Annotated in this window: 18 protein-coding genes; 3 read left to right on the top strand and 15 right to left on the bottom strand. The window is 54.9% G+C overall.

Annotated elements, in window-relative coordinates; all coding sequences use genetic code 11:
- Positions 1-20 precede the first annotated feature (20 nt).
- From rplJ to WG31_RS05090, 9 genes are all read right to left on the bottom strand, one after another.
- Positions 21-539 (bottom strand): 50S ribosomal protein L10, encoded by a 519-nt coding sequence (rplJ, locus tag WG31_RS05130; protein WP_003622686.1) that lies wholly within the window; start codon positions 537-539, stop codon positions 21-23.
- Positions 540-818: 279 nt separating this feature from the next.
- Complete coding sequence (rplA, locus tag WG31_RS05125; protein WP_035351622.1) at positions 819-1,511, bottom strand: 50S ribosomal protein L1; 693 nt, start codon at positions 1,509-1,511, stop codon at positions 819-821.
- Between the two features lie 4 nt (positions 1,512-1,515).
- Positions 1,516-1,950 carry a 50S ribosomal protein L11 gene (gene rplK, locus WG31_RS05120; RefSeq protein ID WP_003622680.1) on the bottom strand — a complete coding sequence of 145 codons (435 nt, stop codon included), beginning with the start codon at positions 1,948-1,950 and terminating at the stop codon, positions 1,516-1,518.
- Between the two features lie 104 nt (positions 1,951-2,054).
- Entirely contained in the window at positions 2,055-3,665 is a 1,611-nt protein-coding gene (locus WG31_RS05115) for an efflux transporter outer membrane subunit (RefSeq protein ID WP_063353854.1), read from the bottom strand.
- Positions 3,662-5,014, bottom strand: a complete 1,353-nt coding sequence (locus tag WG31_RS05110; protein ID WP_063353853.1) for an efflux RND transporter periplasmic adaptor subunit — start codon at positions 5,012-5,014, stop codon at positions 3,662-3,664. The genes WG31_RS05115 and WG31_RS05110 overlap by 4 nt, the downstream gene beginning before the upstream one ends.
- On the bottom strand, positions 5,011-8,184 hold the full coding sequence (locus WG31_RS05105) for an efflux RND transporter permease subunit (protein WP_035351625.1): 3,174 nt from the start codon (positions 8,182-8,184) through the stop codon (positions 5,011-5,013). The genes WG31_RS05110 and WG31_RS05105 overlap by 4 nt, the downstream gene beginning before the upstream one ends.
- A gap of 97 nt (positions 8,185-8,281) precedes the next feature.
- Positions 8,282-9,673: a sensor histidine kinase gene (locus tag WG31_RS05100; RefSeq protein ID WP_006116064.1), complete on the bottom strand. Its 1,392-nt coding sequence runs from the start codon at positions 9,671-9,673 to the stop codon at positions 8,282-8,284.
- A complete protein-coding gene (locus WG31_RS05095; protein WP_006116065.1) occupies positions 9,660-10,391 on the bottom strand; it encodes a response regulator transcription factor in 732 nt (243 codons plus the stop codon). Before WG31_RS05095 ends, WG31_RS05100 begins: the two co-directional genes overlap by 14 nt.
- A 3-nt stretch (positions 10,392-10,394) precedes the next feature.
- Positions 10,395-11,666 carry a DNA recombination protein RmuC gene (locus WG31_RS05090; RefSeq protein ID WP_063353852.1) on the bottom strand — a complete coding sequence of 424 codons (1,272 nt, stop codon included), beginning with the start codon at positions 11,664-11,666 and terminating at the stop codon, positions 10,395-10,397.
- A gap of 235 nt (positions 11,667-11,901) precedes the next feature.
- On the opposite strand from WG31_RS05090, the gene WG31_RS05085 reads away from it, so the two are divergent.
- Together WG31_RS05085 and WG31_RS05080 are read left to right on the top strand one after the other, a co-directional pair.
- Complete coding sequence (locus tag WG31_RS05085; protein WP_063353851.1) at positions 11,902-13,185, top strand: MFS transporter; 1,284 nt, start codon at positions 11,902-11,904, stop codon at positions 13,183-13,185.
- A 199-nt stretch (positions 13,186-13,384) separates the two neighbouring features.
- Positions 13,385-13,789 (top strand): hypothetical protein, encoded by a 405-nt coding sequence (locus WG31_RS05080; protein ID WP_063353850.1) that lies wholly within the window; start codon positions 13,385-13,387, stop codon positions 13,787-13,789.
- A gap of 27 nt (positions 13,790-13,816) precedes the next feature.
- Here the strand turns inward: WG31_RS05080 and bcp are convergent, their stop codons facing one another.
- Positions 13,817-14,305, bottom strand: a complete 489-nt coding sequence (gene bcp / locus WG31_RS05075; protein WP_063353849.1) for a thioredoxin-dependent thiol peroxidase — start codon at positions 14,303-14,305, stop codon at positions 13,817-13,819.
- An 80-nt stretch (positions 14,306-14,385) separates the two neighbouring features.
- Complete coding sequence (locus WG31_RS05070; protein ID WP_209439370.1) at positions 14,386-17,463, bottom strand: bifunctional [glutamine synthetase] adenylyltransferase/[glutamine synthetase]-adenylyl-L-tyrosine phosphorylase; 3,078 nt, start codon at positions 17,461-17,463, stop codon at positions 14,386-14,388.
- A 116-nt stretch (positions 17,464-17,579) separates the two neighbouring features.
- Between WG31_RS05070 and WG31_RS05065 the strand changes: the two genes are divergently transcribed.
- On the top strand, positions 17,580-20,765 hold the full coding sequence (locus tag WG31_RS05065; RefSeq protein ID WP_209439382.1) for an AsmA-like C-terminal region-containing protein: 3,186 nt from the start codon (positions 17,580-17,582) through the stop codon (positions 20,763-20,765).
- 30 nt (positions 20,766-20,795) lie between these two features.
- On the opposite strand, the gene WG31_RS05060 is transcribed toward WG31_RS05065, so the two are convergent.
- The 4 genes from WG31_RS05060 to aat form a co-directional block, all read right to left on the bottom strand.
- On the bottom strand, positions 20,796-21,347 hold the full coding sequence (locus WG31_RS05060) for a hypothetical protein (RefSeq protein WP_063353846.1): 552 nt from the start codon (positions 21,345-21,347) through the stop codon (positions 20,796-20,798).
- A 46-nt stretch (positions 21,348-21,393) separates the two neighbouring features.
- On the bottom strand, positions 21,394-22,023 hold the full coding sequence (locus WG31_RS05055) for a hypothetical protein (RefSeq protein WP_063353845.1): 630 nt from the start codon (positions 22,021-22,023) through the stop codon (positions 21,394-21,396).
- Position 22,024: 1 nt separating this feature from the next.
- The gene (locus tag WG31_RS05050; RefSeq protein WP_006116074.1) at positions 22,025-22,840 is read right to left on the bottom strand and encodes a DUF4412 domain-containing protein; all 816 of its coding nucleotides are present in this window, start codon (positions 22,838-22,840) and stop codon (positions 22,025-22,027) included.
- Positions 22,841-22,932: 92 nt separating this feature from the next.
- Positions 22,933-23,574 (bottom strand): leucyl/phenylalanyl-tRNA--protein transferase, encoded by a 642-nt coding sequence (aat, locus tag WG31_RS05045; RefSeq protein WP_063354881.1) that lies wholly within the window; start codon positions 23,572-23,574, stop codon positions 22,933-22,935.
- Positions 23,575-23,716 lie beyond the last annotated feature (142 nt).

Here is a 23,716-nt window from a genome sequence, read left to right as displayed (position 1 = left end):
CTTCATGCAAAGGAATGAAATCAGGCAGCTTCACCCGTTTTGGCATAGGCCCCAAAAACACGTGCAAGCTGGCCTGCCGGCGCCTGAGTAACGCTGGCGATACGCGTAGCTGGCGTGGAGATAAGACCCACGAGCTGCGCGCGCAGCGCATCAAGAGACGGCAGCTCGGCCAGAGCCTTGATTCCATCGGCGTCAAGCACCTGAGAACCAAGAGAACCACCAAGCAGCACAAGCTTGTCATTTGTTTTGGCGAACTCAACGACAGCCTTAGCCACAGCCACAGGGTCTTCAGACCACGCAAGCGCGGTCGGGCCTTGCAGCAGCGGCGCGATGCCGTTGAACTGGGTCCCATCCAGGGCGAGAGTTGCCAGCCGGTTTTTAGCGACCTTATAGTTCGCACCCGCTGCACGCACCTTACGCCGCAGCTCCGTCACAGCAGCCACAGTCAGCCCGTCATTACGGGTGACTACAACCATGGACGTCTGGGCGAAAACGGCGGCCAGAGAGGCGATAAAGGCCTTCTTTTCCGTACGGTTCAAATCCCGTCTCCGTCTTGTTCCATTAAGCTTGCGCCCAACAGAACGGGTTGCCCTTTAGGTTCCGTTATACATAACGGAACCCGCTCGCCTGTCCTTGAAACGGAATATCTGGCGTGCCGTAAATACGACCTGTAACCAGCATTCCCGTCTTACCGCTCGCCAACCCGAAGGCTGATTAAAACCGAAGTTGCGCACGGTCTCGGACAGGAAGAAGGAGCAGCCGTAACCACCCCTTCATGCACCGCACCAACCCGAAAGCGAGTGCGGCGTCATTCTTTCTCAGCCAGCGAAGGCAGAGAGATCCAACTGAACGCCAGGGCCCATGGTGGAGGACAGAGCGCCCTTCTTCATGTAAGCACCTTTTGCGCCAGACGGACGGGCCTTCTGCACGGCATCAATAAATGCACGTACGTTTTCAGCCAGCTTGTCTTCACTGAAGGAAGCCTTGCCAACACCAGCATGCACAATACCGCTCTTTTCAGCGCGATATTCAACCTGACCAGACTTAGCCGCTTCAACAGCGCCCTTTACGTTCATGGTCACGGTGCCCAGCTTGGGGTTCGGCATCAGCCCACGCGGGCCGAGGATCTTACCCAGACGGCCCACCAGAGCCATCATGTCAGGCGTAGCAATGCAGCGGTCGAAGTTGATTTCGCCAGCCTGCACTTTTTCCATCAGGTCTTCTGCACCCACGATGTCTGCACCAGCAGCCTGAGCTTCTTCAGCTTTCGGGCCACGTGCAAACACGGCAACGCGCAGGGTTTTGCCTGTGCCATTCGGCAGGGAAACAAAGCCACGAACCATCTGGTCTGCATGACGCGGGTCAATGCCCAAGTTCAGTGCAATTTCAACGGTTTCATCAAATTTAGCTGTCGCATTGCCTTTTACCAGCGCGATAGCTTCATCAATGCCGTAAACTTTACCAGCTTCAATCTTGGCACGTGCAGCAGCAATACGCTTGTTCTTTGCCATGATATTAGCCCTCCACCACATCAATGCCCATGGAGCGGGCAGAGCCGATCAGCATGCGCACTGCGCCATCCAGATCGTTTGCGTTCATGTCCTGCTGTTTCTGTTCAGCAATTTCACGAAGCTGGCTCATGGTCACCTTACCAACGCTACCACCCTTGCCAACTGTCTGGCTGCCTTTGGAAATTTTGGCGGCCTTCAGCAGGAAGTAGGTGTTCGGCGGGGTTTTGGTGATGAAGCTGAACGTACGGTCTGCATATGCGGTGATAACCACCGGAATCGGCATACCCGGCTCAAGACCCTGGGTCTTGGCGTTAAATGCCTTACAGAATTCCATGATGTTCAGACCGCGCTGACCCAGTGCCGGACCAACCGGCGGGGAAGGATTAGCCTTACCAGCGGGGATCTGAAGTTTGATGTAGCCAACAACTTTTTTGGCCATATCCGGGACTCCTCAAAATGAACCCGAACCGCGGTTCTCTCGATTCCACACCACGCACAGGGCGCAGACAAGAATCTCCCGCGTTCCGATCAGAAGTGCCGCGCTTACCGGGGCGCTGGCTGCGTGTCAAGTGGTTGTGTATTTTTCATGCCGCCTGTCAGATCATTGGAAAGCGGATCTGTCTGGGTGCTAATGCCACCCAAAGGCGCTGCATGACGCAGGTTTTCATACTGCAAGGGCTTGAAAGGCATGATGGTTTCCTCACCGTGCGGCAATTGGCTACGAGACCACCCACCACCAAGGGCACGCACAAGCTGCACACGCGCATCCACCTGTCGGGTTTGCGCCTGCACTAATGAAATGCGGGCATTCAGCGCCGCCACCTGCGCCACCACAACATCCAGATAATTGGTTAGGCCACCGGTATAGAGCGCCATAGTCATGCCCTGCGTGCGCAAAGCGGCATCTACGGCGTTGCTTTCCTGCTTAACCTGCGTTTTCAAACGATTGGTGCGCGTGAGATTGTCTTCCACTTCCTGAAAGGCATCTAACACCGTGCTGCGGTAAATATCTTCCGTTTGCCGATAACCCGACCACGTGCGCTGCAATTCTGCACGCCGCAAACCACCTTGGAACAACGGCAGCACTGCTTGTGCCCCAAACTGATACATAGCGTTATACAACGAAGCCAGATCGAACCCGTTATCCATAAAGCCTGTCATGGCGTTAAACGTAACGTGCGGATAAAACGCGGCGCGAGACACACCGATGGCTCTGTTTGCTTGTGCCATGCGCCGTTCTGCTGCGGCAATATCTGGCCTGCGTTCCAGCAAAGTGGATGGCAGCGCTATAGGTGGCTCTTTTTCCTCAAACGTCAGCTTTGTAACCGGCGCGATATGGAATGAGGCCGGAGCCTGATTAACCAGCACGGCTATGGCGTGTTCCATAACATCACGCTGGGTGCGAATATCGGTTTCCTGCGCCTGCGTGGTGTAAAGCTGAGCTTCTGCGCGGGAAACATCCATACCCGGCGCAATGGCCCCAGCCAGACGCATGCGCGTAACTTGCACGGCTGTCTGATAATACCGGATAGAATCCTTATACACCGCATCCTGCGCATCCAATCCACGCAGAATAACGTAATCCGATGCTAGTTCTGCCTGAAGGCTCAAGCGTGCAGAGGCATAATTTGCGGCATCTTCCTGCACACCCTGCTTGGCCATACGGATACGGTTGCGGATGGCAGACCAGAAATCCGGCTCCCACGTTGCGGTGGCCGAATACTGCTCGGACGACATATACATCGGCCCGGTTGCCCCAGCCCCACGCCATAGCCGGTGTTGGGAGCCTTTATATTTTGCCCCACTCGCCGCCCCATTTAACTGCGGGTAAAGGTGGGATTTGGCTTCCGCTGCCATATCGCGCGATTGCATGAACGCCTCTGCCTGCGCCTGCAAATCCGGGTTCAGGCGCATGGCCTGATCTTCCAGCCGGTTGAGTTCCGGATCACCCAGCATTGTCCACCAATCAGGCCGAATGGCATCATCCGATGGGTGGGCGGGCTTCATCACGCCCTGCCCGCTCCAGTTATCGGGCAGCACAAATTGCGCAGGCTTATAGCGGGGTGCCATATCGCAGCCCACCAAGGCCGATGTTGCCACCCCTACCAACAGAATATGTGTAACTTTACGCGGCAGAATGTTCCCTTTCCTCATGGGCGAGCCCCAGCTTCAGACATATCCGCGTTATCATCAGGCATCGCGCGGGTGTCATCCCCATCTTCCCCTTGGGATGATTTGGTGGGAGGCGCTGGCTTTTTGGGTTCTGCTTTTTTAACAGCTGGCGGCGTGCTGGGCATGTTATAGCCGGGTGTGCCTTTAACAATGCGCACTTCCTGCCCATCCAGCAGCCCAGCAGATGGATTGTTGATCACCCGATCCGTTTTCTTCACACCACGCAGAATCTGCACCGTGGTTCCGAAGTTGGTGCCTAGGGTAACATTCACCAGATGCACGTGGTTGGTATCATCCACCAGCGCAACCTGCGTGCCTTCCGCCCTGAACACAATAGCACCCAGTGGCAAAATCAGCTCTTCCGTATCACCGGGGGCATGGAACGTGGCTGTGGCGTAGGAATTGGGCCAGAGTTCACCAGATTTATTGTCCAGTGTAAGTTCTGTTGTAACGGTACGGGTAGATGCATTAAAGGCCGAAGCCGTGGCCAGAAAATGTGCCCGGAATGTGCGTTCAGGATATTGCGGAATACTTAAATCTGCCTCCAACCGCGGGGAGATAATATCTGCATAATCTTGCGGCACCGCTACAAACACACGCATGGCGTGCACATCCGCCACACTAAACAATTCAGTGGCATTGCCGTGAGCATCTACATCCCCACGCCCTGCGTTGACGTAATCCCCCACATCCGCCAAGCGCGATGTCACAACGCCATCAAAAGGCGCAACAATTTTTTTGAACGCTTCCAGCGCAGCATAACGCTCTACATCATGCTGCGCTGCTTCTACCTCGGCCTTTTGGGCTTCTGCATTGGCTGCCTGCACATCCACTTCCTGCTGAGAAACAGCTTGCGTGCCTTGCAGGGCCTTCCAGCGTTTTGCTGTAATCTGGGCCAGTTTATACCGCGCCAACGCCACATTCAGGTTGGCTTTAGCTGCGGCAAATTGAGCATCTAACCCCGGTGTATCAATTTCGGCCAGCACATCGCCCGCCTTCACCTTGGCACCGAAATCTTTGTACCACATTTTCACGTAGCCAGAGACCTGCGCATAAATGGGTGCCTGATACCATGCTGCTATATTGGCAGGCAGGGAAAGGGTGCGTTCATCCGGGCCCGGCTGGGGGTAGATAACCTGCACGGATGGAATAGCGTTATGTGCTGTTTCGTGCGCCAGATTAACGTACTGCGTATGGCGCTGAACAATACCCACCACTGCCAGCAGGATGGCAACCCCGCCAACAGCCACAAACCCGATTTTGCGCTTACGTGTGCTGCCAGCCGGTGTGGGAGATTGAGGCCCTGAAGCGTCTGGATGCTCTTGGGTCATGCGGCAGCTTCCTCTTGTTCGGTTTCATGCGGTTTTTTACGTGTGTGCAGCATGGCAAAAACACAGGGTACGAACAGCAGAGTGGCAACTGTTGCCACTATCAGGCCGCCCATAACGGCCTTACCCAAGGGTGCGTTTTGCGAGTTACTTAAAGACATGGGCAACATGCCGATAATCATGGCGGAGGCTGTCATCAGCACTGGGCGAATACGCTCAAACCCAGCTTCCAGCGCGGCCTGAATGGCATCACCATGTTCTTCCAGACGTTCACGCGCAAAAGCTACAACCAGAATAGCATTGGCCGTGGCCGTACCCATGCACATAATGGCCCCTGTAAGGGCTGGCACGGAAAGCGTGGTGTGCGTTAGAAACAGGCTCCATGAAATACCAGCCAGTGCGCCGGGCAACGCGGTGATGATGATGAACGGGTCCAACCAGGACTGAAAGTTCACCACAATCAGCAGGTAAACCAACAGCACAGACATGGCCAAGCCACCCAGCAACTGGGCGTAAGCGCTGTTCATGGTAACAGCCTGCCCCAGCACACTGAGGGAGGAGCCATGCGGCAGGTCACCCTGCACTTCGTCTACAATACGCGACACCTCGCGTGAGACCGTGCCGAGGTCTATCCCCTCATTCGTGGCGTAAATATCAAACACCGGCATGATATTGTAATGCGCCACCTCCGCCGGGGTGCCGATCTGATCGATCTTGCTCAACCCACCCAAGATTTGCGGATCTTGGCCAGATGGGTTGCCATCCCCTTTATCAACAGGCGTAATTTCCAGATCATTCATGGTCTGGAGGAAGGGCGCTGGCGTTTGAATATCAATCAGATGCGAAACACCGGTTTTGGTATCCAACCAGTAAACCTGCCCCACCTGAGAACTACCAGACAGAGAAACCAGTGCGTTATTGGCAACATCGGATTCTGTAATGCCAGTTCCCAGCGCGTAAGTACGGCGGGTATTCACCATAAGTGTGGGGGTTGTCATGGGCTGTTGCACAAACACGTCTGTCAGGCCCGTAACATGGCGCAGACGTTCTGCCAGACGGTTCGCAAATCGGAAATTGTCCGCCAGATTGCGCCCAACCACCTGCACATCAATAGGTGATGGCAAACCAAAGTTCAGGATTTTGGCTGTCAGATCCCCCGGCAGGAAGGAAAACTGCGTGCCGGGAAACTTCATGTTCAGGTTATGGCGCAAAAGCCGCCGATATTCGGCCACAGGAGATGCCGGATTTTTAAGTGAAACCGTAATATCGCAATCCTGCGTGCCCACTGTTGGCGTTGGAATATAAGCCTGATTCAACGGGCTGAAGGGCAGACCGCAGTTATCAACCAACCCTTCTACCTGCCCCGGCAATGTACGTTCGATCTCATCATTCACAAGCTGGGAAATCTTGCCGGATTCTTCCAACCTTGTGCCAATGGGCGCACGCATATGCAGGGCAATGGCATCTGAGTTCACTTCGGGAAAGAAATCCTGCCCCACAAAGAACAGCAGCCCCAAGGAACCAAGCGAGCACAGCACAAACACCGGCACAAACGTACCACGCGTTGCCACCAGATGAGACAGCAGCTCGTGATAGCGATGCCGGAACTGCTCGAACTTATGCTCAAACCCACGCTGAAAGCGGCCAAAAATGGTTTTGGGCTCCTGCGGGCCATGTGCATGTGCGGCCACCTGTGCCGCCAGCATGTATTTGGCCATAGTGGGCACCAGTGTTCGGGACAGGATAAAGGAGGCGATCATGGCAAAAATGATGGCTTCTGCCATGGGCATGAACAGCCAGCCCGCAACACCCGTAAGCTGGAATAGCGGCATCCACACAATGCAGATACACATGGTGGATACAAAGGTGGGGATAACAATCTGGTTTGCGGCATCAATAATGGCCGTTTCCAGATCCTTTTCCATCTCAAGATGCGCGTCGATGTTTTCGATCATCACCGTGGCGTCATCCACCAAAATCCCCACGGCCAGCGCCAAGCCGCCCAGTGTCATGACATTGATGGTCTGCCCGGCCCAACCCAGCCCAATAACCGAGCACAGCATGGCCAGCGGAATGGAGGTGGCAATAATAACGGTAGAACGCCAAGAGCCCAGAAACAGCAGCACCACAAGCCCGGTGAGGCACGCAGCAGTGAGCATTTCACGCACCACGTCCTGCACGGATTCCTTCACAAAGGTAGAGGCATCATTCAAAATCTTGATGCTCACGCCCTCTGGCAGAGTTTTTACAATGCCCGGCAGCAGCTTTTTAACCCCCGCCACAACATCCAGCGTAGAGGCATCGCCACTTTTCATAATAACAATCAGAACGCCCTGCTGCCCTTTAACCAGCACAAGGTTGGTTTGTGGCGGGCCGCCTGCATGCACCCATGCCACATCCTGCAACCGCACCACGGCATCCCCCACCTGTTTGATGGGGATCATGTTCAGCTCTTCCATGTTTTTGGGAGAGGCGTTGGTCTGCACCATCCAGTCAAACGGGCCAATACGCTGATCCCCCGCAGGCAGCACAATGTTCTGGCTGTTCAACGCGCGCGAGACATCAACCGGGGAAAGCCGATGCGCCAGCAGTTTTACCGGGTCCAGATCCACCATGATATTACCTGGCTGCCCGCCGTACGGGTTGGGAATGGCAGCCCCCGCCACGGAAACAAGCGCCGGACGGATAAGGTTGGAGGACATGTCGTAAATTTGTGAAGCCGTCATGGAGGTGGAAGACACCTGCAACGTCACAACCGGCACAGAGGATGCGTTATAAGCCAACACCAGCGGCGGTGTAGAGCCCGTGGGCATCTGCTTGATAACTGTCTGCGATACCGAGGTAATCTGAGTTTGCGCCACAGATGTATCTGTACCGGGCTGGAAGTAGATCTTCACAATCCCGCGGCCATAATACGATTGGCTCTCGATATGCTCGATATTATTCACGGTCGCGGTGAGAGCGCGCTCGTAATAATACACGACGCGGCCAGACATATCCTCTGGCATCAGGCCCGTATAGGTCCAGACCACTGCCACAACAGGAATACGAATGCTGGGAAATACGTCTGTAGGCGTATTGAATATTCCCCTGATTCCGAACACCAGAATCAGGATGGAAAGCACCACAAACGTATACGGCTTTTTAAGCGCGGTAACGACAATTTCGTTCATGCGCTCCAACCTTGCATAGTTAGAGACGCTGCATTGCAGACAGGCAGATTTGGCATGGTTTTATCGTTACATACATATCTGCGGCCCGCCAACATCATTACGTGCAATCTTCAACCTTTTGTAAAAAAGCGGATGGAAAGGTAATTCTGAAACAGGTGCCAACACCCTCCGCCCCTGTTTCAATGGTGACATGGGCTTCGTGCAGATGCGCAATGGCACACACAAGGCTAAGCCCCAGCCCACTCCCCGGTACGTGGCGGCTTTTGTCCGACCGATAAAAGCGTGAAAGAACAGCTTCTCTTTCAGCCGGTGCAATACCTACGCCCGTATCCGTAACAAACAGAGATGCCGCACCGTTGATGCGTTGCGAGCCAAGCATAATGCGCCCACCTTCTGGTGTGAACTTTATGGCATTATCCACCAGATTGGCCAAAAGCTCGATCAACAAGTGCCGATCCCCCCATACAAAGCAGGGGGCTTCCCCCTCCTTTGTAACCAGCACTTTATCTTCCATTTCAGCTATGGGTTCATACAAATCAAATACGTCTGCCACCAGATCGGCTAAAAGCACTTGCCCAAAGCCTGCTTTTCTGCGGCTGTTTTCTATTTCCGCAATACGCAGCAACGCAGTGATAATACCCATGCACTGGTCCAGATCATCTACAGCACGCCCTACGGCCGCCTCCAGCGCCTCTGGCTCTGTGCAAGCAGAAAGAGCCCGCTCCAATCTGGCACGCATGCGAGAAAGCGGGGTGCGCAAATCATGCGCAATATCATTCCCCACTTCCCGCATATCGTCCATCAACCGCTCCAGCCGATCCAGCATACGGTTTACACTACCGGCCAAGCGTTCCAGATCATCCCGCTCCTTGGCAGCGGGCAAACGTTCATGGATATCTCCGGCCATAATGCGGTCTATGGCCTCGTGCATTTCCTTCACGCGGGAAAGAGCACGATGGCTGAGCACGATGCCCAGAAACAACGCAAACACAAAGGTAGGAATAGCCGCCACCAGCATGGTGTGGCGCAGCATGAGCTTTTGTTCGGAAAGCAGATGGAAGCTGCGCCCCAACACCAGAATGGTGCCATCTGGCAGTTTTTCCGCCAGCACACGCAAGGGGTACGAATCCCCTTCTTCGGGGTAAATTTCTACATTGTGGGGTTTGCCATCTGCCTTTAGGCCCTTGGGCCAAGTGCGCAAATCCCCTGCGATAAGAGCATGCCCGGAATCAAACAGCCCAGCACTGTTAATAATCAGCCGCAGATCATCCGTGGCACGGCGGCGGATAACGTATTCCAGATGCTCGGGAGACATCTGGGCCAGCAGTTCGGCCTCACCTTTCAGCAACTCGGTGGAACGGCGCGATTCCACGGCCTCAAGCTGCGCGTAAACCAGACCAAACTGCATGACCATCACCCCCGCCATGGCGGCCAGCGCCATAAGGGTGATGCGAAAAGTAGCTGTGCGAAAAAGTTCAGTCAGGAACACGCAGCCGGAATCCCGTTCCGCGAATACTTTCGATCAACGGTTCCTCTCCCGGCCCATCAATTTTGCGCCGCAACTTGCCAATATGCACATCCACCAGATTGGTGCGCGGAATAAACCGATATTGCCACACATCCTCCAACAACATGGAACGTGTAAGCACCTGCCCCGGCCTGCGCATAAGGTATTCAAGCAAACGGAACTCACGCGGCAGCAGCTCTATTTCCCGCCCATCGCGCCAGACGCGGCGTTCTATCAGATCCATATCAATTGGGCCCAGATGCAACTTGGTGCTGCGCGTATCATCCGGCCTACGCAACAGGGCTTCTATCCGGGCCACCAGTTCTTCTATGGCGAAGGGCTTGGTTAGATAATCATCGCCCCCAGCCTTAAGGCCTGTTACCCGATCATCCACCGCAGAAAGGGCAGAAAGCACCAGCACAGGCAGGCGTATGCCCTGCTGGCGCATGGTTTCTATAACGCTCAAACCATCCAGACCGGGCAAAAGACGATCCACCACCATAACGTCTGCTTCTAACCGTAAGGCAGCTTCCAGCCCGGCATCACCTGTGGCTTCGTGCAGCACTTTAAAACCGCGGGCTGTCAGTTCAGCTGCAATTTCCTCGGCTATGGTGCTGTCATCTTCTACCAGAAGCACCGCTTTCCCATTGGGTGAGAAAAAATCGGCATCTTCCTTAAGCATATCCGCTGTTCCATTCATCTTTTACACTGATGCCGCTCCATTTGAATCAACACCAGTAAATTCAATTTCAGACTCTTCTATTCCGGCGGCATTGTCTTCCGGTTCATCCAGTTCACGCAACTTGCGGCTAACCGAACGAGTGCGCCTACGGGCTTCCTCGATAGAAAAAGACATGGCCTGTGCATTTCGTGCCAGTTTATCCAGCACGCCATCCATCTTGATCATTTCCTGCCGCGTGGCCCCCAGCAGGCGCGCAATGGTTTCTGTCCGCTCTTCCAGCGCAAGTGTAACGTACCCCAGATGGATTGTGCGCAACATGGCTGGCATAAGAGCAGGCCCCATAACCATAACCCGAAACTGCCGCCCCAGTTCATCAATCAGCCCCGGCATACGTGCCACTTCTGTATATAACCCATCTGTGGGCAGATACAGTACGGCAAACTCCACCGTTTTGGGTGGATGAATATATTTGCTGGAAATCTTGCGCGCTTCCACCCGCATGGTGTTTTCCAGAGATTTACGTGCAGCTTTTTCTGCCGCTGCATCACCTTCATCCGCAGCGTTGAGCAGCCGCTCATAGGCTTCTGTGGGAAATTTGCTATCCACAGGCAAAAGCGGAGGCGTGCTGGATTTAACAGGCATACGGATGGCAAATTCCACCACATCGTTTCCGTTGCCAATCCGCACATTGCTTTCATACGTGCCGGGTGGCAGTACATCATCCAAAATGGCGCGTAGCTGGGCTTCCCCCCAGCCACCACGGGTTTTGACATTGCTGAACAGGCGCTTGAGGTCTCCAATCTGGCCCGTCATGGCCCTTACTTCGCCCATGGCTTTTTGCATGGCGGAAAATTGCTCCAACACACGCTGGAACGAAGTTTGCATCTGCTGCTCTACAGCTTCGTGCAGTTGCTCCGTAACCGCGTGCCGGATAGAGGCCAACTGCTGGGCAGATGTATCCGCCAGATTGCGTAGGGCTTCGGCCTGAGCGGCACGAGCCTCCGCCTGTTCTCGCCCCAGACCTCCGGCCAATGCACCAAGCTGTTCCGCCAGCTCCGTGCGCATACGCTCAATACGCCCACCCATGGCGCGTTCCATTTCCATCATGCCATTGCGTTGCGCGGCACTCTCGGAACGTGCCGTCGCGCTCTCATGCTCTACCAGAACATACAGCCGGGCCAGCAAATCTGCATCCGTGCCACCTCCTGCTTTAGGGCGCAGCACCACAACAAGACCTGCCCCCAACAACAAGGCGCACACAGCAACACTTAAAAGAACAATTACAGAACTCATGCCCCGTTTTGTCTTATGTCCGCAACAAGAGCAAGCACCAGAAACGCATAGAGTGCCCACCAGAACAGCTTTATCGCGGCACCGTAATGACAATCGACCACCGGCAATGGTATGACCTACCCCTTAGCCTGCCTTGCGTGCAGAACATACGCTGTGTGGCAGGCCAATAAAAACACGTCATTCAGGCCGCGGATTTAAATAACACCGTGCCCTTTCCGGACAGGAGAACAATAGAGTGAACACGGCACAACGCATCCGCGGCATTGTGGCAGGTTCCGCAGGCAACCTGCTGGAATATTTTGATTGGTATGTTTATTCCTCTTTCACCATTTACTTTGCGCATGCCTTTTTCCCGCACGGCAACCCCACGGTCGAGCTGCTAAATGCGGCTGCGGTATTTGCTGTGGGCTTTTTTATGCGCCCTGTGGGTGGGTGGCTGTTGGGTATGGCGGCAGATCGGTATGGCCGACGCAGCGCACTTACCATTTCGGTGCTCACAATGTGTTTAGGGTCTTTGGCCATTGCCGTATGCCCAACATATGACCAGATCGGCCTTGCCGCCCCTCTGCTCCTGTTAATTGCCCGCCTGTTGCAAGGCCTAAGCCTTGGGGGAGAATACGGAGCATCCGCCACCTATCTGGCAGAAGTAGCCACACCCAAGCACCGCGGATTCTGGTCTGGTTTTTTGTATGTTACGCTGGTTATGGGCCAACTGCTCGCCCTTGTTCTGCTCCTGCTCATGCAATACGTGCTGCTTACACCCCAGCAGATTGCAAGCTGGGGCTGGCGTGTGCCGTTTCTGATAGGTGCTTTGGGGGCTGTGCTTGTGTTCTGGCTACGCCGCCAGATGACAGAAAGTGACAGCTTTAAAAACGCGCATACAGAAGAAGAAAAAGGCGGCATTCGCGTTCTTCTGCGCCATTGGCGGGCTGTATTAACGGTATGTGGCCTTACCCTTGGTGGCACCGTAGCCTTTTATACCTACACCATTTACATGCAGAAATATCTGGCCAACACGCTGGGTTTTCCTAAGGAAACAGCAACCCTTATTTCTACTGCCAGCCTTGTGGTGTTTGCTGCCATGCAGCCAGTTTTTGGGGCTCTTTCAGATAAAATTGGTCGCAAGCCATTGCTGCTGTTTTTTGGCTTTGGCGCAACATTTGGCACCATTCCGCTGCTGCATGTGCTTGCGGAGGCCTCATCCCCTTGGACGGCTTTTGCCCTGATTGTTACGGCACTGTTTATTGCTTCTGGCTACACATCCATTAACGCCATTGTAAAAGCAGAACTCTTTCCCACCCGTATTCGCGCTTTGGGTGTGGCCCTGCCTTATGCGCTTACGGTTTCCATTTTTGGTGGCACCACGGAATATATTGCCCTGTGGTGTAAACAGATCGGGCACGAAAACTGGTTTGCCGGATATGTTTCCATCTGTGCGGCCGTAACCCTGTTTACGGTTTTGCGTTTAAAACAGACAGACCGCATTACCGCGCCAACCGATGCGTCTGCACGCTCCTGATATTCGGTGCACGGCATGTTGCTCTTTGTTTAAAAAACAGCATGCCCATTTCGGGTAATCAAGTACGGGCCTTGTTGTTTCATAAAATCAGATTGCAAAATAACGCCGCGGATACGCCTTTAATTTGCCATAAGACGCGCCATTATTTGAGATGAGACAAAGAACGCAGGTGTAATCCTGTTTCAAGGAGGCTCATTTCATGCGCCAGATTACCAAACTTCTTATGGCCCTGCCCGTTATTACAGGCCTTGGCTTGGCAAGCGTGCCGATGGCGCAGGCACAACCCGGCCCACATATGATGGGCGGCCCAGGTTGGGGTGGTGGCCCACGTGGCGGACCGGGCGGCCCCGGTTGGGGTGGCCCCAGAGGTGGTTATTACCATCATCGTGGCCCCGGCGGCGGTGCCATTGCAGGTGCCCTTATTGGCGGCTTGGCCGTAGGGGCGTTGGCTGGCGCCACAATAGCTGGCGGCCCGCCTGTAGTTTACGCGCCACCGCCGCCCCCTCCGCCGCCGCCAACAGCTTACGTGGTGCCCGCTGTGCCAGTTATGCCCGGCCCCGGTTACGGCTATTACGGCCCGCGCGGATATTACCAAGCATGGTAAAAGAAGCTACAGCCTGAAAGTAAAAAATCAGGCACTGCCCGCCAATGTGCGGGCAGCTTCCAGCACAGCTTCAACATGGCCCGGCACCTTAACCTTGGGCCAGATATGCGCAATTTTGCCATCCGCCCCAATCAGGAAGGTTGTGCGCTCAATACCCATATACTGGCGGCCATAATTGGTTTTTTCCACCCACACGCCATAGGCCTCTGTCACGCTGCCAGATTCATCTGATGCCAAGGGAAATGTCAGATCATATTTGGCAGCAAAGGCATCCAGCTTTTTAACCGGATCGCGCGAAACGCCAATAACGGTTAGTCCGGCTTTATCAAAATCCTTTAGGGCCTCGTTAAATCCGCAGGCTTCTTTTGTGCATCCGGGTGTATCTGCCTTGGGGTAGAAATACAGAACAAACGGCTTGCCCTTAAAATCTGCCAACGTCACCTTACGGCCACCGCTTGCTTCCATATCAAACGCAGGCGCAGCATCACCTACCTGAAGCGTGTGTTTTTCCGTCATGCTTGTTTTCCTTCTTTTAAAATCTCTTACGCCAAAGTGAACGTGCAGGATCTGCAAGCTGTTCCAGCGCCAAGCCTACCTTATTCCACCGGGCCAACCAGCCGGGCAAAAACTGCATGCACATCACGCGCCAGAATATTCGCCTTTTCAATCAGATCTGGCAGCGTTTCCAACTTCATGGCTTTCAGCAGCACGTTTAACGATGCCGGAGCCAGATCACGCTCCAGATCAACAGGCGGCGTGGCCCCGCACAGCAGCCGCAACACAGCCTGAAGCTGCCGCCAGAACAGTTCAGCCTGCTTTAAAAACTGAGTATCCTCGGCACTTAGCAGCCCTGCCTTTTCCAGCCGCCCCAGCGCCAAACGCGTGCTCACATCCCGCACGGCACTATTTGCGCCAATCAACTGATAAATCTGGGCAATAAATTCCACATCTATCAACCCACCCAGCCGCCGCTTCACATCCCACACAGAAGATGCAGGCAGATCGCGCGCCAAGCGTGCGCGCATGGCGCTGGCATCTTTGAGCAGCGTTGCACGAGATGCTGGCTCGGCCCGTAAACGCCCATCCAGAATGGTATCCAGATCCTGCCTTAAAACATGCTTCAATTCTGCTGGAGCGGCCACAATACGGGCACGGGTCAGGGCCATACACTCCCATGTCCATGCGGATTCCGTGTGGTAACGCAAAAAAGCAGGGCGCGAGACAGCAACCGGCCCCGCCGCACCAGAAGGACGCAACCGCATATCTACCGCATATAAGGGCCCTTCTGGGCCTGGTGCTGTCAGCGCCGCAATAAAGGCGTGGGCCAGCCGTGTGTAATATTGTGCGACCCCCACAGAACGCGGGGCAGAAAACAGCGGACGCTCTGCTTTTGTATCCGCCTGCGGTACCTCGCTGGCCTGCACATCTTCGGGATGATCAAACACCATCAGCAAATCAAGGTCAGACCGCGGCATCATCTCGCGCGAACCGGCTTTGCCAAGTGCTACAATGGCCATGCCACCACCCGGAACATGCCCGTACCGGCGTGTGTGTTCTATTTCCACCGCCTGTTTTACAATGGTGATAATGGTATCCGCCAGCACCGTGCGCTGCTTTTCGGCCTCGTTTTCCGTTATGCGGCTTTCCAGCAGGGCAACAGATAGACGAAACTCCTCCCCACGCAAAAGTGGGCGCAAAGCCGTTACCAGCTCTTCAACATCTGCCATTTCTTCCGCCAGATGTTGAAGGCGTGCGACAACCGTACGCCCTTCTTCTGGCGCGGATTCCAAAAGCCCTTCCAGCGCAGAAGGTTTGTCTGCCAGATAATCTGCCAGAAAAACGGAGGCATCAAAAATATTGGCAATGCGGTCTACTAATGCCGGATTGCGTTCAAACAGAGAAAGAAGCTGCACCCCAGCATGTTGCCGCGCCAGCAACGCATCAAACCGACGTAAACAGGCCAGCGGATTGCTGCGCACACCAAAGCTGGCCAGCAATGTGGGCAACAGCACACGCAACAACGCATGCGCGCGCTCAGACCGCAGAGCCCGCAAGCTGTTGCCGCGCCAACGGGTAAGAACCTGTGTGGCTTCCTGCACCTGTTCGGGCGGAAAACCGTGCTTTTGCAAGAGTTCCGCCGTTTGCCCATCTTCCGGCCCCGGCACCAGCACACTGCCTTCCACTTCTTCGGGCTGGGCGGAATGCAGCACAAAATGTCGCTCGAAAATGCGCCGTGCCTCACGCATACGGGGCAACATATCCAGCGCCAGAACCTCGGCATCCGGATAGTTCATGAAAATGGCAAAGGCCTCGAACCCTTCCCGCGTGTCTGGCAAGCTGTGGGTTTGGTGGTCTGCACGCATTTGCAAACGGTGTTCGGCATCACGCAAAAAACGATAGGTGCGGGCCAGAACCTCGGCTTCTTCTCGCGGCAGGCGGCCTGAGCCTACAAGCTTTTTAAGCGCACCAAAGGTAGTTTTATCTCGCAAGGTAGGCTCACGCCCACCCCAGACAAGCTGCATGGCCTGCGCGATAAATTCAATTTCACGAATCCCGCCTTGCCCCAGCTTGAGGTTATGCCCCAACAACCACTCTATGCTGGCGGAAGGATCTGCCAGCACGGCATCTGGTAGGTTACTTAAATCTGTCCGGCCCGCCTTACGGTAACGGTCTATCCGGGCCTTCATGTCATGCAGATCATCAATCAGTGCAAAATCCAGATGCCTGCGCCAGATAAACGGGCGAATAGCCACCAGAAAACGCCGCCCCAGTGTGAGATCTCCCGCCACAGGACGCGCTTTTGTCATGGCCGCACGTTCCCACGTTTGGCCGAGGCTTTCATAATACAGGATGGCGGCCTGCACCGTTACCGCCGGAGGGGTGGAAGATGGATCGGGCCGCAGCCTTAAATCTGTGCGAAAAACGTATCCGTTGGCATCTCGTGCTTCCATCAGGCTGACAAGATCGCTAGTCATACGCACGAACACACGCCGCACTGTGTCCGACTGAGGGTACGCTGTGGGATCATACAGCACCATCAGGTCTATATCGGATGAAAAATTCAGCTCCCGCGCGCCTAACTTGCCCATGGCCAGAATTACAAAGCCGCAGCCCTGTGCGGGGTGTTCCGGGTTGGGTAAAGCCAGTTGCCCCGCCTGAAAGGCACACCACAACAAATGCCTGACAGCCAGATCCAGCGCGGTATCAGCCAGGCGGCTCAGGGCATGTGTTACTTCCTCCAAAGACCAGAAGCCACCCAGATCCGCCACAGCACAAATAAAAGCTATGCGTTTTTTTGTATGCCGCAAAAAAGCCGCGACACACTCTCGCCCCGATGTTGTGTCAAATTTTGCGCATGTTGCAAACGCATCCTGCACACACATATCCGGCCCCTGCTCCAGCAGGGCCGCAAAGGCCAGAACGTCTTCTCGCGCCAGATCTGCCAGATACGGACTGTTGCCCCCAAGACACGCCAGCAGTTCCCGCGCGCCCGGCTGTATCATGACAGATTGCGCAACACCTGCTTCCTGCGCCAGAACCAGCATGTCCTGCGTAAACAGATCAGCCGCACGTGTATCTGCTGGGGCGGGCCAGTCTGCATCTGGCCACATGCGGGAACCGTGCCCTCTAGGTTGCCTTACGTCTCGAAAAAGGGAATGGTCTGCCTGCGTCATGATCTGGCCCGTGCTGTGAACAATAAAGGCTTGCTGCGTTGACTTCCAACGGTCAAGACACCACGCGCCCACGGCGCACAAAAACCCGGCAATTTCTGGTCTATGGTGCCTATGGCATGGTGGGGCTGCCTGTTGTGGGCACAGTTTTGCTGTTTGCGCGCATGGCGCTTGGGCCAATAAATGTTACGCCGTTGGTGCGCCCTTTTTTGCCTGTTACCGTTATTTCCGGCGGCAAAAAACAGCCTCCGGTCGCTACGCTGGGGTTAAGGCGCGCCTATCTGGAATGGAACGGCCTGCGCGATGGGTTCACATCTCCGCTCATGCTTGCGCTGCATGATATTGCCGTTAAAGGGCCGGATCGCACAGTAGTTGATACCGTGCACGAAGCCCATGTTACGCTGGATACACTGGCCCTGCTACATGGTGGCATTGCCCTGCGCGCTGTAGAGTTGGAAGGCGTAAACCTTGCCCTCCGGCGCGGTAAAAACGGTGCTGTGGGGTTTGATTTTGATACCCCTCCGACCGTTGGCGCAAGTGATAGCGGAAGTGTAGATACCGCCGGACTGGATCGTGCCGTAATCTCCCACGCTGTTGTGCGTATGAATGACCAACTCACCGGCACGCATTGGGTGGCTTCTCCGCTAGATGCCACACTGCATATGGCATCAGCCCAAGGCAAAAAGGGCATAACGGGTGCCGTGCAATTTGCCGTAACGGGGGAAGAAAACCCTGATTGCCACATAGAGGTAAAAGCCAACAGTCTGCCAGATACAGATGGCAAAGGTATTGTATGGCATCTGGCAACCAATGCCGTTAAGCCAGCCAGCTTTTCCCATATCTCGCATGATCTGCAACATATCAGAACACCCATTACGGTGACATCCGATGTCAGCTTTCTGCCCGCGCCGGGTTCGGAATGGCTGATGCCTGGCGCGATGGAACTGCATGCAGATGCACAAAGCGGCAAGGTTACTGCCGCTGGAGCACGCTATTTTTTAAATGGCGGCTCTGCCAATATTACCCTGCGGCTTGACCATCTTAAGGATGGCAACACGCCTGCACATATTATTGTGCACAACATCACCGCCAACCTGCGCAATCCAGACCACCCGGAAGATGAGGCCAGAGGGCTTCATCTGGCTGTATCCGGGCAAGTAGATGCTACAGATCTGATAAACCCCACCACGGTTTCCGGGCAGGTTACAGCCGATATTCCGCAGGTGTACTTTCCCGATCTGGTTTATTATTGGCCAGACAAGGCCGCCAAAGGCGGCAAAAAATGGGTAACCAAGAATATTACAGATGGCGTGGCCTACAACCTGCACACCACTGTTTCTCTATCCAGCAAAACAGGCTGGAATGGTGTGGATGTTAGCAACATTGCTGGCGGGCTGGATGCCAAAGGGCTGACCATCTACTGGCTGCGGCCTATTTCCCCACTAAGGGGCATGGATGCCCATATGGATGTGGACGGACTGGACAAGCTAAGCATCAAGTTTGACCACGGTTACCAGCTTGTTGACCGTGCCGGAAAAAACGTAGGCCAAAATGGTATTGGCCGCATTGCTGCTGGCCCCGGCAGCATGGATATTGTGGGCCTGACCAAAAAAGACCAGACCGGTATTATCAACACGCAACTGGATGGCAAATTACAGGATGTGATGGCTCTTTTGGCCGAACCACGCCTGCACCTGCTTTCTCGCCACCCGCTGGATCTTCGCAACCCACGTGGGCGCGCCAAACTTCAGCTTATGCTCAGCCTCCCTTTGAAAGACGATGTCAGCATTGATGACATGGACATTAAGGGCCATGCCGATATCACGCAGGCATCGCTTGATAATGTGGTCGCCGGGCGCGGTGTAAGGCGCGCTGATATCAAGCTGGATGCCACGGCAGACGGCCTTTCTCTTGCCGGGCATGGCGTGTTGGGTGGGCTGCCCTCCAACATCTCCTATTCAACAGATTTCCGGCATGTACCGCCGACCGGGCTTTTGGAACAGGCGCATCTGACATCCCGCATTACCCCACAAACCGCAACAGCCGCCGGTTTTGCAACGGGAGACCATTTTGGTGGCTCTGCTGATGCCGTGGTGGATTACCGCCAATATGGAGATCACCACGGGTTGGTGGATATCAACCTCAACCTCAAAAACTCCCAAATCCGCATTCCGCTCTGGCATAAGGCACCGGGGCGGGCTGCACAGGCCACCGCTACGCTGGGGCTGAAAAACAGCCAGATTGTTGCGGTAGATCGTATTTTGGCTACAGGGCCGGATTTGGATGTACGTGGCAAGGCCCGCCTACGCCCCAATCATGCGCCACAACTGATTATCTCTTCCTTCCGGGTTGCTCATTCCACCGGCCATGCCATGCTGGAACTGCCACAAAAAGGCGTGGCAGGCTCGGTCATTCATGTTGGCGTCTATGCAGACATGCTGGATCTTTCCCCTTTGGTAACGGGTGATCCATCAGACCCCAAACCCGCACAGCCCGCCAGCACTGGCTACCACGTGCCAGAGGCGGCAACAGGCAAGCTACACGGCCCTCCGGGTACAGCATGGGCTATTGATCTGACAGCCAACACATTGCGCTACAATCCAGACAAACCATCTTTGAAAGCTGTAAAAGCCTATTTTGAGGATAACGGCCAACGTCTGGAAAAAATGTATTTTGCCATGCACGGGCCAACTCCCGTAAGCATGACACTTACCCCCAAAGGTGCGGGGCGAGACCTGCGCGTTTCTATCCCAAACATGGGCGCGTTTCTGTCTGACTTTAAAATTGTGCCGGATGTAGAAGGTGGTCATGCCGTTTTAAGCGGATCTTTTGATGATACGGAGGCTTCCGCCCCGTTTAACGGTCGCATAACCGTAACGCCATTTGTGCTCAAAAAAGCCCCAACAGCCCTGCGTATGGCACGGAATATCTCATTTTATGGCTGGTTGGCCGCACATAATACATCGGAATTCACCGTTACACATCTTGTGCTACCCGTAACCTTCAAAGATGGCGTGCTGAATATTCGTGATGGCAGAACAGGCAACAATGCACTGGGCGCAACACTTGAAGGCGACGTTAATCTGGATAAGAACAGCATAGATTTACACGGCACCGTGGTGCCTATTTTTGCTATCAACAAACTGCCCGGAAAGCTGCCGGGCATTGGCTGGGTGTTTAGCCCGGAAAAAGACGGGGGGCTTGTGGCCATAACCTTTGGTGTGGCCGGGCAGATGAGCAACCCTTCCCTGCACGTAAACCCCTATTCCATCTTTCTGCCGGGGGCCTTGCGCCGGATTTTTTAACCCGGTTGCGGCCCCTTTGCAGGGGCCATATTATTTATCATCAATAGCTGGATCTTCTCCATCCGCATTAGGGGGAAGATCAGCCGCCCCTTCCATCAGAGATACAACATCTGTTAGCGGGCTGCGCACAGTGGCTGTAATGCCCCCTGCCCGCACGATATCCCGAAAAGATGCGCCCTCATCATCAAAAGCAGTATCCAGACCGTTGCCGCTGACTTCCCCTATGGCATGAAACACCACGCCAGATTGCGCGGTTACGGGGGAAACCAGCCAATGCCGTGTATGCGAGATAACGGAGGATGCATCTGCATCCATACACGGCTGCATATGGGTAAGAGTAACAGTTTCTGTGGTAACCAAGGCTTCGTTTTCTTCCTCAGCCTTAGGGCCACCGGCTTTGGCTTGCGCAGCAAACACGGTGCCAGATGCCACCACCTGCATGGCTTGGGGAGGTTGTGCAATATCCGCACGCAAACATACGGAAACCGTGCCGGAACTTCCATCATCCGCCTGCGCAAGAGCTGGCAGGCTTACCCCAGCAAGAAACAGATAGAAAATTACAAAGCTGGGGCGAATTTTCATGGCGACGTTCTCTTTTTCCGTTTTCTGCCGCCCGAAACATCAAACCTTATGGGTGTGCAGGGGCTTCCCGCTTCAGCCCGGACGGAATGGCAAACACGCTATCTGGCTGGGTGGCGCGGCTTACACTTACTGCGCGCACCGTAACCTGCCCTTTCTGTGCAACCTGCAAAAGCAGGCCGTCTGGCGTATAGCATGCATCTGTTGGATGCCCCTCGGCATCCGTTGTGCGCCACAATGTGCACTGTTCACCCGCCACAACGGAATTCCCCAATCGTGCATAGGTGCCAGCCGCTGCGGGCTGCCCTGGGGGGGTAATCTGCTGTGGGCCCGGCACAGGCATCACACTGGCCCGCTTGCGTGCGGTATCCACCACTGTAAGGGTGTGATCTGTCCATGATGTAATCATGAACACATCAGAATTCTGCGGGTCCAGCCGCTGGCGCAAGGAGCTAACCTGCCAGCGCATACGTTGCTGGGTGGGGGCATCCCCTTGGGCGGAGTTCAGCTCATACAACACATCCGCATCAACAGATGGCGTTACCACCGGCGCATCTGTGGGGCTTATTTGTGTTGGCTCTGGCGTTTGCGGCTGTATCTGGGCATGGGCGACACCACCAGAAGCCGCAGCCCCCAACAACACCCCCCCCACACCGGCAAGAAAGCGTTTTGCAACCATCTTACGGTGTTCCTTCCGCGCTATTTGGAGCTGGGGTAGATATCATTGGCCCTACGCCAGAAGGCGCAGCAGGTTGTGCCGAAGCGCCACCCGCTGAACCTCCGCCGTTTTTATTGCCACTATGCGGGTTAACTTCCTGAAAGCCTGCAGGCGGTTGAAATACGCTATCGGGCACGGGCTCGTAAGACACTTTCATGGCGCGGATACGGCCATTTAGCCCATCCACATCAATACCGGTTTGGGAAAGAATAAAGCCATCATCCGTGACGCAAGCCGTAGCCTGCCCTTGGGCAGATTGTGCAGCCCAGACAGTGCAGGGTTGCCCGGCCACAACATCACTGCCCTTGCGCGTAAACTGCATGGACAGATCAAGCAGAAACGGGTTGCGGATACCTTCCTGCTGTACAAGGCGGGTGTAGATATGCCGATCATTCAAAAGCACCAACACTTCCTGTGAAGCGCGGTTGATAATTACAGCCCCGCGGCTATCATCCCCTTCCATGCTGGTCATGTAATTAATGCGCATCAACCCGCCATCGCCAGAGAACATCACCTGCACATGGCGCGTTGCTATGGGGGTGTCTGGCTTAACACCATTTTCCAAATCCTGCGCTGTGGGCTGGGGCTGAAAGCTGTAATCAATAATAGCATCACGCGCGGGCGTTAGGCGTGGATGATCCAGCGCAACCTGTGCCTGTGCCTGCCCAGAAAACACCGTGCCCAGCACAGGCACAGCCGCCCCCAGAACACCCATCAGGCAAAAAAAACGCATACGACCATACAGGCGTGTGCTCATGATATCATCCATTCCAGTCATTCAAATTACAGGCCCGCACTTGGTTACCACCTTGGGCGCAAGCAACATGCTGCAAGCCTAAGGTATGCCACGGGCCGGAATATGGCAGTTACTTACATGTTTCGGATTTCTGCTTCCAGCACATCAGCCGGAATATTCTGCTGCCAGCGCGGCTGCATGCTTACGGCCTTTTCCAACATGGCTTTATATTCGACTGCTGGTATTTCCTCTCCCCCAAAGCGGGCCAGATGTTCGGTGCCAAATTGTGTGTCCAGCACAACAAACCCACACACGCGCAACCGTGCCACCAAATGCACCAAAGCCACCTTGGAAGCATCTGTTGTGCGGCTGAACATGCTTTCTCCAAAAAAAGCACCACCAAGGGCTACGCCGTACAGACCGCCAACCAGATTACCATTTTGCCAACACTCCACACTGTGGCTGAAGCCCATGTTATGCAGAGCACAGAACAAGCGGTAGATCTCGCTATTTATCCATGTGGTTTCGCGCCCCGGCGCGGGGGCGGCACATGCACGCATAATAGCGGGAAAATCCCTATCCACACACACATCAAACTGGCCAGACAACACAGTACGGCGCAAGCGGCGCGGAAGATGAAAACCATCAAGCGGCAAAATACCGCGGGGGTCGGGGTCATACCACCGCAGGGTCGTATCCGTTGCATCGGACGCCATAGGAAACAGCCCCGCCGCATATGCACCCAGCATGATCTGTGGGGTAAGTTCCTGTGCCATCTGCTGCATGTTCCTTTCCTGCAACCCATCATCCCGCAAGCCAAGGCAACCTCTGGCTTTGCATTCCGTTATGGAGTGTCATAGCCCATATGTTGTCTGACCCTGCTTGATGCCAGCCCGCATTGGGCACAAACTTGTGCCA

Source organism: Acetobacter oryzifermentans (genome assembly GCF_001628715.1).
GTDB lineage: Bacteria > Pseudomonadota > Alphaproteobacteria > Acetobacterales > Acetobacteraceae > Acetobacter > Acetobacter oryzifermentans.
Note: the sequence above shows the minus strand (reverse complement) of the source record. Positions and strands in the feature narration are given on the sequence as shown.

Bases quoted from the DNA above. Each gene is read 5' to 3' on its own strand.
- rplA (WP_035351622.1), bottom strand. From the start codon at position 1,511: ATGGCAAAGAACAAGCGTATTGCTGCTGCACGTGCCAAGATTGAAGCT.
- rplK (WP_003622680.1), bottom strand. From the start codon at position 1,950: ATGGCCAAAAAAGTTGTTGGCTACATCAAACTTCAGATCCCCGCTGGT.
- WG31_RS05115 (WP_063353854.1), bottom strand. From the start codon at position 3,665: ATGAGGAAAGGGAACATTCTGCCGCGTAAAGTTACACATATTCTGTTG.
- WG31_RS05110 (WP_063353853.1), bottom strand. From the start codon at position 5,014: ATGACCCAAGAGCATCCAGACGCTTCAGGGCCTCAATCTCCCACACCG.
- WG31_RS05105 (WP_035351625.1), bottom strand. From the start codon at position 8,184: ATGAACGAAATTGTCGTTACCGCGCTTAAAAAGCCGTATACGTTTGTG.
- WG31_RS05095 (WP_006116065.1), bottom strand. From the start codon at position 10,391: ATGAATGGAACAGCGGATATGCTTAAGGAAGATGCCGATTTTTTCTCA.
- WG31_RS05090 (WP_063353852.1), bottom strand. From the start codon at position 11,666: ATGAGTTCTGTAATTGTTCTTTTAAGTGTTGCTGTGTGCGCCTTGTTG.
- WG31_RS05080 (WP_063353850.1), top strand. From the start codon at position 13,385: ATGCGCCAGATTACCAAACTTCTTATGGCCCTGCCCGTTATTACAGGC.
- bcp (WP_063353849.1), bottom strand. From the start codon at position 14,305: ATGACGGAAAAACACACGCTTCAGGTAGGTGATGCTGCGCCTGCGTTT.
- WG31_RS05070 (WP_209439370.1), bottom strand. From the start codon at position 17,463: ATGACGCAGGCAGACCATTCCCTTTTTCGAGACGTAAGGCAACCTAGA.
- WG31_RS05065 (WP_209439382.1), top strand. From the start codon at position 17,580: ATGGTGGGGCTGCCTGTTGTGGGCACAGTTTTGCTGTTTGCGCGCATG.
- WG31_RS05060 (WP_063353846.1), bottom strand. From the start codon at position 21,347: ATGAAAATTCGCCCCAGCTTTGTAATTTTCTATCTGTTTCTTGCTGGG.
- WG31_RS05055 (WP_063353845.1), bottom strand. From the start codon at position 22,023: ATGGTTGCAAAACGCTTTCTTGCCGGTGTGGGGGGGGTGTTGTTGGGG.
- WG31_RS05050 (WP_006116074.1), bottom strand. From the start codon at position 22,840: ATGACTGGAATGGATGATATCATGAGCACACGCCTGTATGGTCGTATG.
- aat (WP_063354881.1), bottom strand. From the start codon at position 23,574: ATGGCACAGGAACTTACCCCACAGATCATGCTGGGTGCATATGCGGCG.